This is a genomic window from Pedobacter sp. MR22-3 (genome assembly GCF_026240075.1).
GTDB lineage: Bacteria > Bacteroidota > Bacteroidia > Sphingobacteriales > Sphingobacteriaceae > Pedobacter.
In genome coordinates, this window is the sequence record NZ_JAPIVF010000003.1 from 709,409 (window position 1) to 726,260 (window position 16,852).

Below are 16,852 nucleotides of genomic sequence, written 5' to 3' on the forward strand. Positions count from 1 at the left end.
AGTGATATCGCCATGTAGTATCTAATATTAAGACTTACATTGTAAATAAGAAAAGGATGGTAAAAACATCCTTTTCTTATTTAGTATATATTCACCAGAATATTGTTTCGGAGTTCATTTGAAATCTCTTCCGTAATGGTGATCAATTCATCTGGTTCATTGGTATTGTTCATCACCACTTTATTACAACCTTCCCTATAGGGCAACAAGTATTCCTTATAGGCAGGTACCACATGGTTGTGCCACTTATAAATCACATCATCTTCTGGATAACCGCGTTCCAGGCCATCGCGTTTAACACGCCTGTCTAGAGCCACCTGCTCATCAGCATCTACAAAAATGGTATGATCCAGAAGCCCTGAAATTTCTTTAAAGTGAAGGATAAAAAGACCTTCAACTATAATAATCGGTGCCGATTTGATTTCCAGGATTTTAACCACAGCCAGCGGATTATTAAAGTTATATTCTTTTTTATAAACTACCTCACCATTCAGCAATTGCTTAATATCTTTTAGAAATTGCTGACTATCTATTGTAGAAGGAAGATCAAAATTATAGAGCTTATTTTCTTCCTGGGTCATGTCTCCGGCAGGAATGTAATAATCATCCTGGGATACCAGTGTGACTTCATCTTGTTTAAAATGATGCAGAAAACAGTTCAGAAAAAAAGTTTTGCCAGATCCGCTACCGCCGGCAATACCAATTACAAATGGCTTTTTGTTTAAACTCATTGCGCACTATAGGTTAAATTGCATAAAAAACGCTTGTCTAAAGCACCCAATGAATCAGCTACAGCTTTAGTCATGACAATAATAACATCTTTTGTGGATTCGTTCTCCGTAAATTTACCAACAACTTTTGCAAAGGTGGTGCGGTTTGTCATTGGGTTGGTGAGTTTAATCACGCGGCCAACAGGCGCAGTGCGGTGCAGCACTAACATTTTGGAACTATCTAAATCTGCATCAGCAATCCATATGGCTGTACCTTTTTCTTCAATCTGGCTTAGGCCATAAACACTTGGATCGCGGCGAAGTTTCGGGTCTTTCACCATCGTGCTGTCTGGCTCATTTTGCTGCTCTTCTCTTGATAAATCATTAACAGATCTTGCCTGCGGAGGTCTTGGAATAATCAATTTCTGATCCTTTTTAATGGTGTTTTCATCCATTTTGTTGGCTGTTCTGATCTGATAAGCCGTAACATTATATTTTTTGGCAATGGTGAAAATAGTTTCGCCATCTGCTACTGTATGAATGATACTCTCCTCTTTTGAAGTGTCAGTTGCTGGCTTTGCAACAGTTTGTTCTGCCTGCTTATCTTTAGGTACCTGAACATCGGTAACAATACCAGCTGGTACTTTTAACACCTGGCCAATGGTAATGGCATTATCAGGCAGGTTATTTAATTTTCTCAACTGATAAGCCGTAATGCCATATTGTTTGGCAACAGTGAAAATGGTTTCGTTTCTTAATACAGTATGTGTACCGGTCGCATCAACAGGTTTTGTTGCATCTGTTGCAGGAGTAGGTTGTTCAGAAACACTGACTATCTTATTCTCATCAACATTTTTGGTAGCAGGGATTTTTAACTTCTGTCCAATCCGGAGATTGTTTCCTGAAAGGTTATTGGCCTTTTTGACTTCTTCAACTGTTGTACCATATTTCTCAGCAATTTTGCCCAGAAATTCCTTAGGTGCCACAACATGTTCAATCATGGTTTGTTCAGTTGAAGCAGGAGGTGTTGGTTGTACGGCAGGTATTGGCTGGGCCTTTGCCGTTTGCGCCGGAGTGTCCTGAGTATTTAAAACTGTACTATTTTTAGCCGGAATTTTAAGCAGCTGACCGATGCTTAAATTATTTCCCTTAAGGTTATTTAATTTCTTGATTTCATTAACCGTTGTACCGTACTTTTCAGCAATCGCGTTTAAATTGTCTTTTGCCTTAACTATATACTCAATAACACCGCCTTCAGTTGAAGCCGTAACAGCAGGAGCACTGTTGTCAGATCCCCATGGAATATTGGTTGGCACTTTAATGATTACGCCAACCTGTAAGTATTTATTCTGATTGAATGCTATAATATCTTTTGGTGATACATTGTATCTCCGCCCAACAGAATAATACGTGTCTTTGGCTACAATTTGATGAACGATCAGTTTTTTGCCATTGTTATTTTCGACGCCGATAGAGTCTCTTGCTATGTTAGCTTTCGCATTTGCCACATTCAAGGCAAACAAAACAACAGCAGATAAATATATTTTGTGCATTTATTTTATATAAATTTCTAAGTCAATGAAAGCAATTATACGAATAATATTATAAACCATATCCAGATAGCAAGACCAGTATTTTGTAAAAATACCTTAACCTGTACCTGATTTTGGAAGTATATAATTCATTCACAATTACTTGTAAAGAAGGTTAATTACTGTCTTATCGAATTATAAACGAACATATAAATAAGGTATTGTATCCGGGAGATATTAAGGTTAAAACTTTTGTTTCTTTTAATTGTTACGAACTCATTAAATACATTAAAAACAATTCATATGGACGCTAAAGAAATAAGTTTAAACGAAAAAGAGGTTAAACCGGTCGTTGATCTTTTAAATGATTATCTGGCTAATTATCATATACATTATCAGAAGTTAAGAGGATGCCACTGGAATATTAAAGGACAGAACTTTTTTACGCTTCACGTAAAGTTTGAAGAATTATATACCAATGCACAATTAACCATTGATGAAATTGCCGAAAGGGTTTTAACGCTTGGAAAACCACCACATAGTCGTTTCGCCGATTACATTCAGGAATCTGATATTAAAGAAATTGATACCATAGGCATGAAAGATCTTGATATGGTTGATGCGATTTTAGATGATATGGCTAAACTAATTGAACTGGAAAGAGAACTTTTAGAAGCTACAGATGAGGCTGGAGATGACGGAACAAACGACATGGTTAACCGTTTTATGCAGTTTAAAGAAAAAAATACCTGGATGTTGCGTTCATTCGCCGGTAAAAAATAACGGATAGCAACCAGATCATTGCCTCAGTTAAATAGATTTATTAAGATCTGTTTATCTGAGGCTTTTTCGTTTATCAAAACAATACTTTTTCGTTTATCAAAACACTAAATATCTATCTTTGAATATGGCATACAAAAGTTTAGCAGAATGTGTATCTGACCTTGAAAAAAACGGTCATCTGATCAGGATAAAAGAAGAAGTAGATCCATATTTAGAAATGGCCGCCATCCATTTAAGGATTTATGAAAATCAAGGGCCGGCGATCTTGTTTGAGAAAGTTAAGGGGAGTTCCTTTCCGGCCGTATCCAATTTATTCGGAACCTTAGAACGGTCGAAATTTATTTTCAGGGATACTTTACCAAAAGTACAGCAATTGGTTTTCTTGCGGAATGATCCAATGAAAGCTTTGAAAAATCCTTTCAAATATGCAGGCTCCGCAATGTCAGCTTTATCAGCATTGCCGATGAAAACGCCTTCTGCTAAGCACAAATTTTTAAAAACCACAATTGGTGCCTTGCCACAAATTGTAAACTGGCCAATGGATGGCGGCCCGTTTGTAACGATGCCACAGGTTTATACCGAAGATGTAGAGAAGCCGGGCATCCTGAATGCCAATTTAGGTATGTACAGGATCCAGTTGTCAGGTAATGAATACCTTCAGGACAAAGAAATTGGGTTACATTATCAGATTCACAGGGGGATTGGTGTTCATCAATCAAAAGCCAATAAACTCGGCCAGCCTTTAAAGGTAAGTATCTTTGTTGGCGGTCCGCCTTCCCATCCTTTGGCAGCCGTAATGCCATTGCCAGAAGGGTTATCAGAAATGACTTTTGCCGGAGCTTTGGGCGATCGCAGATTCCGTTACTTTTACGATGACGAAGGTTTCTGTATTTCTGCAGATGCTGATTTTATCATTACCGGAATGGTATATCCCAATGAAAATAAACCCGAAGGCCCTTTTGGAGATCATTTAGGCTATTACAGTTTAACCCATCCGTTCCCTTTAATGAAGGTGCATAATGTGTATCATAAAAAAGATGCGATCTGGTCGTTTACCGTTGTGGGGCGTCCACCACAGGAAGATACCAGTTTTGGTGCCCTGATCCATGAAATCACCGGTTCAGCTATTCCGCAGGAAATTCATGGTCTAAAAGAAGTACATGCTGTTGATGCGGCCGGAGTTCATCCTTTGCTTTTCGCCATTGGCAGTGAGCGATATACGCCATATTTAAAAGAGAGAAGACCCCAGGAGATTTTAACCATTGCCAATCATATTCTGGGTAAAAATCAGTTGAGTTTGGCAAAATATGTTTTTATTGCTGCAAGAGAAGATGATGAAAAATTAAGTACCCATCACATCGAAGATTTTTTAATCCATATTTTAGAAAGAATTGATTTTACACGTGATATACATTTTTATACCAATACCACTATTGATACTTTGGATTATAGCGGCGATGGATTAAACAGTGGTTCTAAAGTCGTTATTGCCGCCGCCGGTGAAAAAAAACGTGAGCTTTGGCGTAAAATCCCTGAGCAGTTAAAGTTAGGTGATGGCTGCTATAAAGCAGAAGTGGCTATACCCGGGGTAATGGTGCTGGAATGCGATAAATATATCAGTGCAGAAAAAACAGCCGCAGAAATCGCTGCCTTAAATATCTCTTTAACCGATCAAAACTTAACAGGTTTGCCGCTGATCATTATCGCGGATGATGCCGAATTTACGGCTATGAATATCGATAATTTAGTTTGGGTAGCTTTCACCAGAAGTAATCCTGCGGCAGATATTTATGGCGTAAATGATTTTACCATTAACAAGCACTGGGGATGTAAGGGATCACTAATTATTGATGCGAGGAAAAAACCACATCACGCACCAGAACTGATCAAAGACATTAGTGTTGAGCAAAAAATAGATGAATTGGGAAAAGAAGGCCAGGCACTTTATGGTCTGATTTAGTTGAATAATTGAAATAAAATCTCGAATTTTAGGCATATCGCTCATTATGCCTTTAAAAATCATTTATATCTGTTGCTTACTTTTTTTAAATGGTTTTGCGCAGGCACAAAATTTTAGGCTGGACAGTGTAGCTATCAATTTGAAACAATATGGTTTAAACTCAGATCATTCCAGTCTGTTTCTTCATTTTGATAAAAATATCTATACCAATAATGATCAGGTTTGGTTTACAGGCTATTTGCTTAATACGGTAGCGGAATCTGAGCGATATCACACCCTTTATCTATCATTGGTGAATAACGCAGACACTTCCATCGTTTTACAGGAAAAGTTCCTGATTAAAGAGGGGATTGCTTTCGGAAGTTTAGCGCTGCCTGATTCATTACCAAGTGGCAGATATCGGTTTGTTGCCCATACAAATATGAAGATTAATGATCATTTCGATGGAGAATTTACACAACCGATTACTGTAAAATCGACCACAATTAATCCCTTAACTGCCAACGTTTCAATTTTTAAAAATTTTGATGAGCAAACGAAAAACGGAACAGTGTTATTGCAAGTTTTATCCGGGAATAATCGCTTTGTAGAAAACGCCGAGATCAATTATCAGATCGGCAATGCTGACGAAACCATCAAAACTGGCAAAGCAAAGAGCAGTGTGATTGGTGAGCTGATGATAAATTATCCCGCTGAAAAAATTACAAAGAAAAACAATTTGCTTAAAATCTCGATTAAAAAGAATAATCACCTAAAGTATGTGAATTTTAACTTGCCAGTGCAAGATGAAAAAATGTATCAGTTCAGTTTTTATCCGGAAAGTGGATATTTAATAGATGGCCTGACAAACAAGGTTGGCTTTGAGCTCAAAACTGAGAATGGAAATGTAGTTCAGGGTATGGCGGTTTTATATGAAAATGAAAAAGTTCTGGATACCATTTATACTAATTTACAAGGTATTGGAAGTTTCGTTTTTCAGCCAAATCGCCTTAAACGTTATTATGCTCAGATAATAGGAGCTGGCTTTAATCAATATGACCTGCCCACTATTTTAAATCATGGTGTAGCGCTTAGACTAGGCTCTGCAATTTCAAATCACGAATTGAAAGCACAGATAGAAAGTAATGATCAGCAGCAGGTTCATGTTGTGGTTCATGATTTTTCAAATATTTTATTGCAATCAAGTTTTGATCTGCAGGCAAATCGTCCTCAAAACATGCGGTTCAAATTAGATTCTATTCCTATTGGTTTGTATGCACTTACGGTATTAAATAATGAATATAAACCCATTGCAGAACGGATCTTTTTTGCGCATTATAATAAGATCAATCGAATTTCTGTAATAACAGATAAGGAAAACTATACCACGAGAGATTCGGTTGAGCTGGATCTGAATGCTATTGGAAGGCAGAATAAACTCCTGCCAGCTATGGTTTCTGTAAGTTGCGTCCAGGCCAATCGATTGTCGATCCATAACAATCAAAACATAACAGACTTTTATTTCTTTCAGCAACTCCTTGCTGATTTGCCAACTCATCAATTTAATATTAAATATAATGATATCAATTATTTGAATGAGGTGTTAATGGTGAAAGGGTGGAGGAGATACCAATGGCCGACAGAAAGCCTGCCGAATGTTAGGCCGAAGCTCGTTTCATTGGAATATAGTGGTGAAGTATTAAAAAACAGGAAGCAGCTGAAGACACCGCTGATATTAAACACTTTTGCTGGCTCAAATATCAATGTGATTAATACGGATAGTTTAGGGAAATTTAATCTGACTGCTGCTAATTTACTTTCAGAAGATCTTGGTAGAGTTTGGCTAAACATTGGCGATAAGAGATATGCCAATTACGAAGTTCTTTTAAATGATCCTTTAAAGGAGATTAGGAATGAAGTAATAAATCAGAAAATCAGTCTTTTGGTAAATCAAACAACAAAATTGAATGATTTAAATCAATCTATAAATATCACCAATGGCATTACGTTAAAAGATGTAGTGATTAAATCTAAAAAAGACAATTTTCTAAATTTCGCTGAGCATGGACCGAATCGATGTGGTGATTATGTGTGTAGGTATAATATTTTAAACTGCGCAAATCATGCCGGATACCAAGACAATAGAAAGCCACTTAAGGGGAAAAGTTACGCACGATCTGGCGGAGGCACAATAGTTTATGCTGGTTGCACCGATCATGAAGATAAACCAAATTTACGAATGCTGAAAGGTATTCATTTGGCTAAAGAATTTTACACTTCTGATGTTTCCAATAAGAGCGAACCAATTAGTTTCGCAACCATTTATTGGAATTATCAGGTAGTGCTTCACGAGTCGGGAAATACTAGGCTTGTTTTTAATACAGGAGATCTTACGGGGAAATTTAAAATCATTGTGCAAGGCATCACTTCGGAAGGAGTCGCCTATGGGGAAAAAGAGATTAATGTCGCTGAAAAATAAAACGGGCCTTTGGTGTTTATGTCAAAGGCCCGTTTTGTTGAAAATTATTTAGACTAGAATCTCACTCCAAATGTTAAAAAAACATTATTTCGGTTGCTTTTTACATCTGCAACTGGCTCTGTGAAGTTATAAAGCTCATATGGAGATGAGTTAAAATTTGTTTTATAGTTTTGATAAGCAACATCAAAATAATAATTATCAATGCGGTAACCAATACCACCGGTATAGTATTGAGCCTGATAAAATGATTTATCACCACCTTTAATACCATTACCATTTAAACCATAACCCGCTCTTAAACTAATTTCCGGACTCACTTTAACCTCGGCACCCACTCTGTAATTCACAGCTTCTTTGTAAAAGTTTTTAACATCCTGATTATTCACATTTATGGTTCTTAAATCGGAACCGTTATCTGCTGAAAAGCGAATCGATGAGTAGTCAACATAATCCACGTCTGCAGAAATCAGGGCCATGCCACCGATAACATAACTTAAACCAGCTGAAGCTTTCAAAGGCGTACGAAGGTTGTAGGTAAAAGTATAATATTGAGGAGCGTTATTAAAGCTATCCGGTCCGTTATTACTGTTACCACTTAAATTGGCCTGTAGCGTTTCAGCCGTATTATCCTGAATGTTCATCCAGGTAGGGGTCTGGAAATTTAAACCAATTCTCAATTCATTAATCGGCCTGTAAATCATTCCTAATTTAAGGTTAAATCCGCCGCCTTTTGTTTCCTGGTTTCTGATTTGAGTCAGATTATAATTTTCATTTCCAGAAAAGCTTTTTTGGGTTTCATTATACCAGTTTGATATACCGGATTCTGTAAAAACAGCATCGCTGATGTATCTGACATTTACAAAACTAGCTGTGGCACCTAAGTATAATTTATTAGAAAAATTTAAAGCACCGGCTACATTAAATTCAGATGTGGAACCGGATCTGTTTTCAATCCAGTTTTGACTGAAGTTATTGTTGCCGAAAGGAGCTGCAGAATAGCTATTTGTAAAGCCTGGTGCACCAAAGTTAATTAAGCTACTTCTGTAGGCATCACCGGCAATCGTTCCGTCAGTACCAAAATCATTCGCCTGATCAACATAAGCATTTCTGATAGAGTTATTATTGTTGATGCCGTTGTAATCAATATTATTTAAGAAATCATTATTACGTGAATAACTTACCCCAAAAACAGTGCTCACTAAACCTTTATTTACATCTGAACCTTTTGCCTTTGCCGCCGGACTATAAAATACAACGCCTAAATTATTCAGGTTAATCTGACTTTTGTTTGATTTAATGTTATTCCCTAAAAATGAACTGCTATTATCTACGGAATTAAATTCCGGCGTAATGCTAAATTCTGATTTTGTAAAAAGGCCTAATCCGGCAGGATTAGCACTGATGGAGCCAATGTCGCCACCTACGCCAATTTGAGCACCACCCATACCTTTAAAGCGGGCACTGCTACCATAATTTGTTTGCGAAAAACGAAATGCATCTGGTGCATAACTTTGGGCATACGATGTTCCTATAGTGGCTACTGTAGCCAATATCGTTACTAGGATGTATCTTTTCATTGATTTGTGTGTTGCTAATATTAACCTCTGCCTCCTCTTGATGGTCTTGAGCCACCGCCACCGCCGCCATAAGAACCGCCGCCGCTACTGCCACGGCTTGTTGGAGGGGGAGAATAAGTTGGCCTGCTTTCTGTTCTTTGAGGTTGAGGAGCATAATTTTCATTTCTGCCTGGCCTGCTGTAATTGGCATCCGGTCTTGAATAACCACCTTGTTGTCCGTTAGCCTGACTCCTGGTTGGCCTTCCGGCATTGTTATTAGGTGCATAACCTTGTCTGTAAGCACCATTTTGAGGAGCTACGCCCGATCTGTTGGGTCTGCCCATATTGCTGCCACCATTGCTATTTCCATAACCTCTGCTGTTCATGGTATTTCCTGGTCTGGCCCTGTAACTGTTGTTGCCGGTGTAAATACCGCCACCGTAGAAACCACCGCCATAGCCCCAGCCTCCGCCGTACCAGCCACCGCCCCAACCGAAGCGATCATAATAAGAATATGGTCCCCAGTTATTCCAGCCAAAATTGTTCCAGCCAAAACCCATGTTGCCATAGTAAAAAGGATTATTCCAGATGCTGCCATAACCAAGTCCTATACCAAAGCCACCGCCCCAGCCACCTAATCCATAACCACTACTCCAGCCTAAACCACCATAACCTAAATAATTGGTGGCGCCATAAGAATTACCATATGAAAAATTATCATAATACGGGTCATAATATCCTCTCCAGCTGGTACCATTAGAAAAGCGATTGATTCTGGAAGAGTAATCCATATCATAATACGGGTTACTGGTACCATAATATTCGTCATAACCATCCTGGTTCTGATTATCATTTTGGTTCTGGGCGTACTGCTGCTGCGGAATAATTTCCACCTCTCTTGCCTTTGCCACAGAATTATAAACATCATCATTCTGGCTGGTTGTAGCCAGTTTGGATGTAGTGCACGACGCCACCAGCCCTGCGGCGGCAATCATAACAATGGGTAAAAAATTGATTGGTTTCATTGTGCTTATATTTAGTTGTGTGTGTACAAATTTAAATAAAATTGACGCTACGGCCATTTAATTGCGCCATTTATTAAATCAGATTAATGTCTTATTATAAATGCCAGCGCTACATAATCGTTTTGTAGGCATAAATTTATAAATTTGTGATCTAATTTCACATTATTTAACACACAAATTACGTTCCAAATACATAACATGAGCAAAGAAATTACAAGCCGTTCAGCAGATTATTCACAGTGGTACAATGATATCGTATTAAAGGCCGACCTCGCTGAGCACTCAGCAGTTAGGGGTTGCATGGTTATAAAGCCTAATGGTTATGCCATATGGGAAAAAATGCAGGCCGTATTAGATAAAATGTTTAAAGATACCGGTCACAGTAATGCTTATTTTCCTTTATTCATACCTAAGTCATTTTTTTCAAAGGAAGCCTCTCATGTAGAGGGATTTGCCACTGAATGTGCAGTTGTGACACACTACCGTTTAAAGAATGATGGAAATGGTAATATTGTAGTCGATGAGACCGCAAAATTAGAAGAAGAACTGATTGTTCGCCCAACTTCTGAAACCATTATCTGGAATACCTATAAAGGATGGATACAGTCTTATCGTGATCTCCCTATTCTGATTAACCAGTGGGCCAATGTGGTGCGGTGGGAGATGAGAACCCGTTTATTTTTGCGTACTGCTGAGTTTTTATGGCAGGAAGGGCATACTGCTCATGCTACAGCGGAGGAGGCCATTGAGGAAACAGAACGCATGTTGCATATTTATGCAGATTTTGCTGAAAACTGGCTGGCTGTACCTGTTATTAGAGGTCGGAAATCGCCCAATGAAAGATTTGCGGGTGCTTTGGATACTTACTGTATAGAAGCCTTAATGCAGGATGGTAAAGCACTACAGGCCGGAACTTCTCACTTTTTGGGTCAGAATTTTGCAAAGGCATTTGATGTGAAATTTACAGGTAAAGATGGTAAGCTGGATCATGTGTGGGCAACTTCATGGGGTGTTTCCACTCGTTTGATGGGCGCACTGATTATGGCACATAGTGATGATTCAGGATTAATTATCCCGCCAAAACTGGCCCCGGTTCAGGTTGTGATCATTCCGATTTACAAGGGTGAAGAAGATCTTGCTAAAATTACAGCCTATGTGAACGAACTGACCATGCGATTGAAAGGCATGGGTGTTTCAGTAAAGTATGATGATCGAGATACCCAGCGTCCGGGCTTTAAATTTGCTGATTATGAATTAAAAGGGGTGCCGATTCGCATTGCTATTGGTGGCAGAGATCTGGAAAATAAAACAGTTGAAATTGCCAGAAGGGATACCAAGCTGAAACAAACGGTGCCACAGGAAGGTCTTGATATTTATATCATCAAATTACTGGAAGACATCCAAACTTGTATGTTCAATAAAGCATTGGAATATAGAGATGCACATATTACGGAAGCCAATTCTTACCAGGAATTAAAAGATTTATTGGATACAAAAGCAGGTTTTATTTCTGCCCACTGGGATGGCACACCTGAAACAGAGCAAAAAATTAAAGAAGAAACCAAAGCAACGATCCGTTGTATTCCATTGGATAACAAATTGGAAGATGGCATTTGTATTTATTCAGGCAAACCGTCTACCCAAAGAGTGTTGTTTGCAAGAGCATATTAATTGGTAATGACAGGGGATGAATTATAAAACTCAATTCTGGATTCCCTGTCTCAAATCTTAGAAAAAATGAAATTCGGAACAAAAGCAATACATGCAGGTCAGGAACCTGATCCAACAACCGGCGCTGTGATGACGCCTATATATCAAACTTCAACCTACTGGCAGAAATCGCCTGGAGACAATAAAGGTTATGAATATTCTAGAGGTACCAATCCAACACGAAAGGCCTTGGAAGATTGCCTTGCAGCTTTAGAAAATGCGAAGTATGGCCTTGCTTTTTCGAGTGGAATGGGTGCTACAGATGCCGTTTTGAAATTGCTTCAACCAGGTGATGAAGTAATTACCGGAAATGATTTATATGGTGGTTCATACCGGATCTTCACCAAAATTTTTACCAAATATGGGATTAAGTTTCATTTTCTGGATCTTTCCAAACCAGAGCATATGCTACCTTATATCAACGATAAAACGAAATTGGTATGGATTGAAACACCTACAAATCCAACCATGCAGATTATTGATATTGAAGGGGTAGCAAAAATTACAAAAGAGAAAAATCTGATCCTGACTGTTGATAATACCTTCGCTTCGCCATATTTACAAAACCCGATTGATTTAGGTGCCGATATTGTGATGCATTCCGTTACCAAATATATTGGAGGCCACTCTGATGTGGTTATGGGTGCTTTGGTAACCAGTGATGAGCAGCTTTACAAAGACCTTTGGTTTATCTACAATGCCTGCGGCGCAACACCAGGACCTCAGGATTCCTTTCTGGTTTTGCGTGGCATCAAAACTTTGCATTTGCGGATGAAAGCACATTGTGAAAATGGTGAACGTATTGCTCATTTCCTGAAAAACCATCCAAAAGTAGATAAAATTTACTGGCCGGGCTTTGAAGATCATCCTAATCATGATGTGGCAAAAAAACAAATGCGTGGTTTTGGTGGAATGATTTCTATTACGCTTAAAGGAGCAGACCTACAGGAAACATTCAGGATCTCCTCTAATTTTAAGGTATTTACACTTGCTGAATCTTTGGGAGGCGTAGAGTCTTTAATTAATCACCCCGCTACCATGACGCACGGTTCAATCCCTAAGGAAGAACGTGAAAAAGTAGGGGTTACTGATAATTTACTTCGTTTAAGCGTTGGGGTGGAAGATATTGAGGATCTTTTAGAAGATCTTGAGAACGCCCTCGCATAGCTTATTTTTCGGGCAGATGTGATCATTTGCCCGATCTTTTTATATATCCGATTTCTGATTCACACGAATCTATCCTAAGCTGGCTTATCCTTTTTCATCTGCAACCTGCAAATTATATCATTTGATTAATTAATGAAGAAAGTTTGGATACTTTTCTTTATCCTGTACAAATGCAATTTTTAGAACTCAAAAACTTTCTTGATCAAAAGGTTGAACAATATAATCAGATTGATTTTATTGTGAATGATCCGATTTGCATCCCACATAGCTTTAAGAAAAAGCAAGACATAGAAATAGCGGGTTTTTTTGCTGCAATTTTGGCCTGGGGTCAACGCAAGACCATTATAAATAAGTGTAAAGAACTGCTGCTTAGAATGGATAATGCACCTTATGATTTTATGGTGAATCATGAAGATGGCGATTTAAAACAACTGCTGGGTTTCAAGCATCGTACGTTTAATGATACGGATCTGCTTTATTTTATTTCTTTTTTTAAGCTACATTATCAAAATTATGATAGCCTGGAGCAGGCCTTCTTAATTCCACAAAATCATGCTGTTGGAATATTGGCTACTTCTGTACCCGGCGGCGAGCCCATCAGGCAGTCAACTATTGAAGATTCTTTGAACTATTTTAGGGCCTATTTCTTCTCACAGGAAGATTTTCCGCACCGAACCAAAAAGCATATATCTTCACCAAAACAAAAGTCTACCTGCAAGCGGTTAAATATGTTTTTACGCTGGATGGTCAGAAAAGACGATCATGGTGTCGATTTTGGAATCTGGAACACACTTCATTCTTCAGATTTGATTTGTCCCTGTGATGTGCATGTAGATCGGGTAGGGCGCTTACTAGGCCTAATTCACAGAAAGCAAACTGATTGGCAAACTGCTGTAGAATTGACAGCGCATCTGAAACAATTTGATCCTAATGATCCGGTTAAATATGATTATGCGTTATTCGGATTAGGAGTAGAGAAAATTTTATAAAATAAGTCAAATTTGAGAAATGTCAAGAAAAAATTCTTTTCTTTGGATTAATGTTTTACTGTTCGTGTGTACACGTAGTTAGGCATTTTTTAGCCCTTTACTTAGTTGTTTATAAATGATTGCTGTTAATTTATCTGATGAAGATAAATGGAAAAGATTTAATAATTCTTCTCCATTGATATCGATTTTCAAAAAATTCCATCCTTTGAATAAAGAAATTGAACAGCGCATCAATCAGTATACTTTTCCGGTAAGCTATAAAAAAAATAAATTCATCATGTCGCCTTTAGATCGAAATGAATATTTATTTCTAATCGTAAAGGGAATAGTCAGAGGTTTTGTTAAAGATGCCAATCTGGAAATTACAACCTGGATTTCAAAAGAAAATGAAATTGTAGGTACAATCAGTAATCTATGGGTAAATGCTGATTCAGAAGAATATTTACAGGCCCTGGAAGATGTTGATTTGATTGCCCTTCCGCATGAACTTACAGAATATCTTTTTGAACACTTCCCTGAGGCAAATATTGTAGGCAGGAAAATAATGGAGTTGTATTATCGTTCTGCTGAAGAGCGGGCCTATCTTTGCAGAATCTCATCAGCAGAAAAAAGATATAAGCGCTTTCTGATGTCTTTTCCTGATTTAATTCATCGCGTTTCACTTAAGCACATTGCATCTTTTCTGGCCATTCGTTTAGAAACTTTAAGCCGGATCAGGGCAAAAATCTAAATAAATAAGGTTAGTGCCATTTGTTGAAAATATGTTCTGACTATTACGATTAAACTTGAGTCAGATTATTATTCATCGTTAAATTCATATAGTTACAACTTATTGTGGATTACTATTTAATTTGTGATGATGTGATGTTTCCTTAACAACAGTTTTCATAATTAAGTTCCTCTCTTCCCATCTTTATTTATCGTACCGGCTCCTGATTTTTTGATGTTTTCATTGCTATAATTGTAAAAATGGTGAATGTTTTCGTAATACTTAATTAAAATCAGCTAAAATTCAAATTTTTGAACGTATTTAGCGAAATTAATCGATTTAGTGCAGAGAAAATTCTTGGTATAACGTTTTACTAAAAATAAGTAAGATTTTCATAGCTTGCACGTTATTAAACGGATTGAAGATGCAAATAAATTTTTTTTCGTAAAAAAATGTAAAAACAAGCAAAATTGTATAATAATGTTTACATTTGAGCCATCAATAAAATAGTCTTTTTTTGAAAGGAACGGACTACGGAATATGGTAAAATTGATAATTTTGAGAATAATTACAACTTTATAAACACACAATGAAACCAAAAAATACGGGAAGTACTTTCACTGTACTTATTGCTGATGATCATGAGATTGTTCGCAGAGGGTTAAAAAATTTAATATCTGATTTCTGGTCAGGGGTTGAAATTATCCATGCCAGTACAATGGAAGAGGCATTAGTTGAAGCTCAGAAAGCGCCTAATTTAATTATTATTGATGTTAACCTTCCAGGTGGGAATAACTTAAAGGTAATTGACCAGATTAAATCTGTTCAGGCTACAGCTAAAATCTTGGTTTTCTCTTCGCTGAATGAAAATATTTATGCTGTTCCTTATTTAAAGTCTGGTGCTTCAGGTTATTTGACTAAGAATGCAGAAGAATCTGAAATTGTAACGGCTATTACCACGATTTTAGCAGGAAGCCGTTATTCGAGCAGAAATGTTAAAGAAAACATGTTCAACAGCATTTTAGGAAACGATGCCGATAATCCATTTACTAAACTGTCTGGTAGAGAATTAGAAGTGGCAGAACTTCTGACCAAAGGAATAGGCGTTTTAGATATTTCTAATCAGCTGAATTTACAAATGGGAACTGTTAGTACCTATAAATTAAGATTGTTCCAGAAGCTGAAAATCAAAAGTATTATTGAACTCGCTGAAAAAATGAGTATTTACGAAAAATAGAAAGAGTTAAACTCTTTCTATTTTTTATGGGTTTGTTTTTTAGCCGTACCTGTTCCATTTTCATCTGCTGATTCATTTGGGGTATCGCCTGATTGTCCGTATTTTTCAGATGCGCCTTTACCATTCTGATCAAATGTGGCTTTCTCTTTTGATGTGCCTTGTGTTTTATCGCTGGTATTATCTTTTGTGCTCATATCATTAATATTTATATAATTATTAGGATAACATATTAAAAGAAGTAATAGTTTTATATTAATGTTGGAATATTAATATCAATATTTATTATCCGAAGTTTTTTATGCATACTTTTGTCAACTTTAATTGCATATGTTGCCATAACTATATGTTTTTTCGTTGAGAATAAATATTTTTGTTTATACCAATCAAACTTTTAGTTATTTTATGTCAACTCAAATTGATAATCCACCATCAAGGGTATGCCCAGTGTGCCCTTCTTGTAAAAATCCGGAAACATCCAGGGTGCCAAGAGGATTTATTTTTAAGGTACTAATGCCATTTGTTCAGGTAAGGCATTTTAAGTGCTACAGATGTTTTAAGAAATTTTATGTTTTTTCACGTTAACTGAATATGTTTTATTCAGTAATTGGTCTAGAATTACATGTTATGAACAGTGTCTAAAAATACGATCTTATCATCTGAAATGACATTAATTTGTGTTCGCCTGATCTTTTATTCTTATAAACGATTTATTTAAGGTTATATCTTTATAATCTTATAGCAAGTCGTATATCTTTTTTAAGCTGTTCCTATCAAGTAAATGTCGTCTCCTATAGGACTTTAATTCTGATCCTAACAGAATCAGATATCCAACCTGTTTGCTCCAGCCAGATATATTGTTAATTCACGCTGTTTTTAAGTTGTACTTCCTATATCTCCAAAAAAAAACGTTTGATAATTATCAAAGTCTTTGATTTTATGTATAATTAATAATGCAAAAATACAGGCATTAATTTTTTAATTGAGATTCTTTCCGGATATTTGCAGCCTTATTTTAA

13 protein-coding genes are annotated in these 16,852 nt (G+C 37.1%); 8 read left to right on the top strand and 5 right to left on the bottom strand.

Annotated features, from left to right (window positions below; all coding sequences use genetic code 11):
* Nucleotides 1-80: 80 nt before the first annotated feature.
* Together OQ267_RS09910 and OQ267_RS09915 are read right to left on the bottom strand one after the other, a co-directional pair.
* Nucleotides 81-731, bottom strand: coding sequence for a uridine kinase family protein (locus OQ267_RS09910; protein ID WP_088303004.1), 651 nt, complete (start codon nt 729-731; stop codon nt 81-83).
* A complete protein-coding gene (locus OQ267_RS09915) occupies nt 728-2,263 on the bottom strand; it encodes a LysM peptidoglycan-binding domain-containing protein (protein ID WP_265835745.1) in 1,536 nt (511 codons plus the stop codon). Before OQ267_RS09915 ends, OQ267_RS09910 begins: the two co-directional genes overlap by 4 nt.
* Before the next feature lie 282 nt (nt 2,264-2,545).
* Here OQ267_RS09915 and OQ267_RS09920 point away from each other — a divergent pair, with 282 nt between their 5' ends.
* The 3 genes from OQ267_RS09920 to OQ267_RS09930 all read left to right on the top strand — a co-directional run bounded on the left by OQ267_RS09920 (nt 2,546) and on the right by OQ267_RS09930 (nt 7,443).
* On the top strand, nt 2,546-3,025 hold the full coding sequence (locus OQ267_RS09920) for a Dps family protein (protein ID WP_088303002.1): 480 nt from the start codon (nt 2,546-2,548) through the stop codon (nt 3,023-3,025).
* Between the two features lie 124 nt (nt 3,026-3,149).
* Nucleotides 3,150-4,985 carry a UbiD family decarboxylase gene (locus OQ267_RS09925; RefSeq protein WP_265835746.1) on the top strand — a complete coding sequence of 612 codons (1,836 nt, stop codon included), beginning with the start codon at nt 3,150-3,152 and terminating at the stop codon, nt 4,983-4,985.
* 46 nt (nt 4,986-5,031) lie between these two features.
* Nucleotides 5,032-7,443, top strand: coding sequence for a hypothetical protein (locus OQ267_RS09930; protein ID WP_265835747.1), 2,412 nt, complete (start codon nt 5,032-5,034; stop codon nt 7,441-7,443).
* 53 nt (nt 7,444-7,496) lie between these two features.
* Here OQ267_RS09930 and OQ267_RS09935 read toward each other — a convergent pair whose 3' ends face one another.
* Together OQ267_RS09935 and OQ267_RS09940 are read right to left on the bottom strand one after the other, a co-directional pair.
* Nucleotides 7,497-9,020, bottom strand: a complete 1,524-nt coding sequence (locus tag OQ267_RS09935) for an OmpP1/FadL family transporter (protein ID WP_088302999.1) — start codon at nt 9,018-9,020, stop codon at nt 7,497-7,499.
* 20 nt (nt 9,021-9,040) lie between these two features.
* Nucleotides 9,041-10,024 carry a hypothetical protein gene (locus OQ267_RS09940; protein WP_088302998.1) on the bottom strand — a complete coding sequence of 328 codons (984 nt, stop codon included), beginning with the start codon at nt 10,022-10,024 and terminating at the stop codon, nt 9,041-9,043.
* Between the two features lie 198 nt (nt 10,025-10,222).
* Between OQ267_RS09940 and proS the strand changes: the two genes are divergently transcribed.
* The 5 genes from proS (at nt 10,223) to OQ267_RS09965 (ending at nt 15,836) form a co-directional block, all read left to right on the top strand.
* The gene (gene proS, locus OQ267_RS09945) at nt 10,223-11,695 is read left to right on the top strand and encodes a proline--tRNA ligase (RefSeq protein ID WP_088302997.1); all 1,473 of its coding nucleotides are present in this window, start codon (nt 10,223-10,225) and stop codon (nt 11,693-11,695) included.
* A gap of 66 nt (nt 11,696-11,761) precedes the next feature.
* Nucleotides 11,762-12,901, top strand: a complete 1,140-nt coding sequence (locus tag OQ267_RS09950) for a cystathionine gamma-synthase (RefSeq protein WP_088302996.1) — start codon at nt 11,762-11,764, stop codon at nt 12,899-12,901.
* Between the two features lie 170 nt (nt 12,902-13,071).
* On the top strand, nt 13,072-13,890 hold the full coding sequence (locus tag OQ267_RS09955) for a TIGR02757 family protein (RefSeq protein ID WP_265835748.1): 819 nt from the start codon (nt 13,072-13,074) through the stop codon (nt 13,888-13,890).
* A 205-nt stretch (nt 13,891-14,095) separates the two neighbouring features.
* Complete coding sequence (locus tag OQ267_RS09960; RefSeq protein ID WP_253249089.1) at nt 14,096-14,620, top strand: Crp/Fnr family transcriptional regulator; 525 nt, start codon at nt 14,096-14,098, stop codon at nt 14,618-14,620.
* Nucleotides 14,621-15,188: 568 nt separating this feature from the next.
* The gene (locus OQ267_RS09965) at nt 15,189-15,836 is read left to right on the top strand and encodes a response regulator transcription factor (RefSeq protein ID WP_088302994.1); all 648 of its coding nucleotides are present in this window, start codon (nt 15,189-15,191) and stop codon (nt 15,834-15,836) included.
* Nucleotides 15,837-15,853: 17 nt separating this feature from the next.
* Here OQ267_RS09965 and OQ267_RS09970 read toward each other — a convergent pair whose 3' ends face one another.
* Nucleotides 15,854-16,030 (bottom strand): hypothetical protein, encoded by a 177-nt coding sequence (locus OQ267_RS09970; RefSeq protein ID WP_172406585.1) that lies wholly within the window; start codon nt 16,028-16,030, stop codon nt 15,854-15,856.
* Nucleotides 16,031-16,852: the final 822 nt, after the last annotated feature.

Coding starts and splice junctions, on each gene's coding strand:
- OQ267_RS09910 (WP_088303004.1), bottom strand. CDS start 731: ATGAGTTTAAACAAAAAGCCATTTGTAATTGGTATTGCCGGCGGTAGC.
- OQ267_RS09915 (WP_265835745.1), bottom strand. CDS start 2,263: ATGCACAAAATATATTTATCTGCTGTTGTTTTGTTTGCCTTGAATGTG.
- OQ267_RS09920 (WP_088303002.1), top strand. CDS start 2,546: ATGGACGCTAAAGAAATAAGTTTAAACGAAAAAGAGGTTAAACCGGTC.
- OQ267_RS09925 (WP_265835746.1), top strand. CDS start 3,150: ATGGCATACAAAAGTTTAGCAGAATGTGTATCTGACCTTGAAAAAAAC.
- OQ267_RS09930 (WP_265835747.1), top strand. CDS start 5,032: ATGCCTTTAAAAATCATTTATATCTGTTGCTTACTTTTTTTAAATGGT.
- OQ267_RS09935 (WP_088302999.1), bottom strand. CDS start 9,020: ATGAAAAGATACATCCTAGTAACGATATTGGCTACAGTAGCCACTATA.
- OQ267_RS09940 (WP_088302998.1), bottom strand. CDS start 10,024: ATGAAACCAATCAATTTTTTACCCATTGTTATGATTGCCGCCGCAGGG.
- proS (WP_088302997.1), top strand. CDS start 10,223: ATGAGCAAAGAAATTACAAGCCGTTCAGCAGATTATTCACAGTGGTAC.
- OQ267_RS09950 (WP_088302996.1), top strand. CDS start 11,762: ATGAAATTCGGAACAAAAGCAATACATGCAGGTCAGGAACCTGATCCA.
- OQ267_RS09955 (WP_265835748.1), top strand. CDS start 13,072: ATGCAATTTTTAGAACTCAAAAACTTTCTTGATCAAAAGGTTGAACAA.
- OQ267_RS09965 (WP_088302994.1), top strand. CDS start 15,189: ATGAAACCAAAAAATACGGGAAGTACTTTCACTGTACTTATTGCTGAT.
- OQ267_RS09970 (WP_172406585.1), bottom strand. CDS start 16,030: ATGAGCACAAAAGATAATACCAGCGATAAAACACAAGGCACATCAAAA.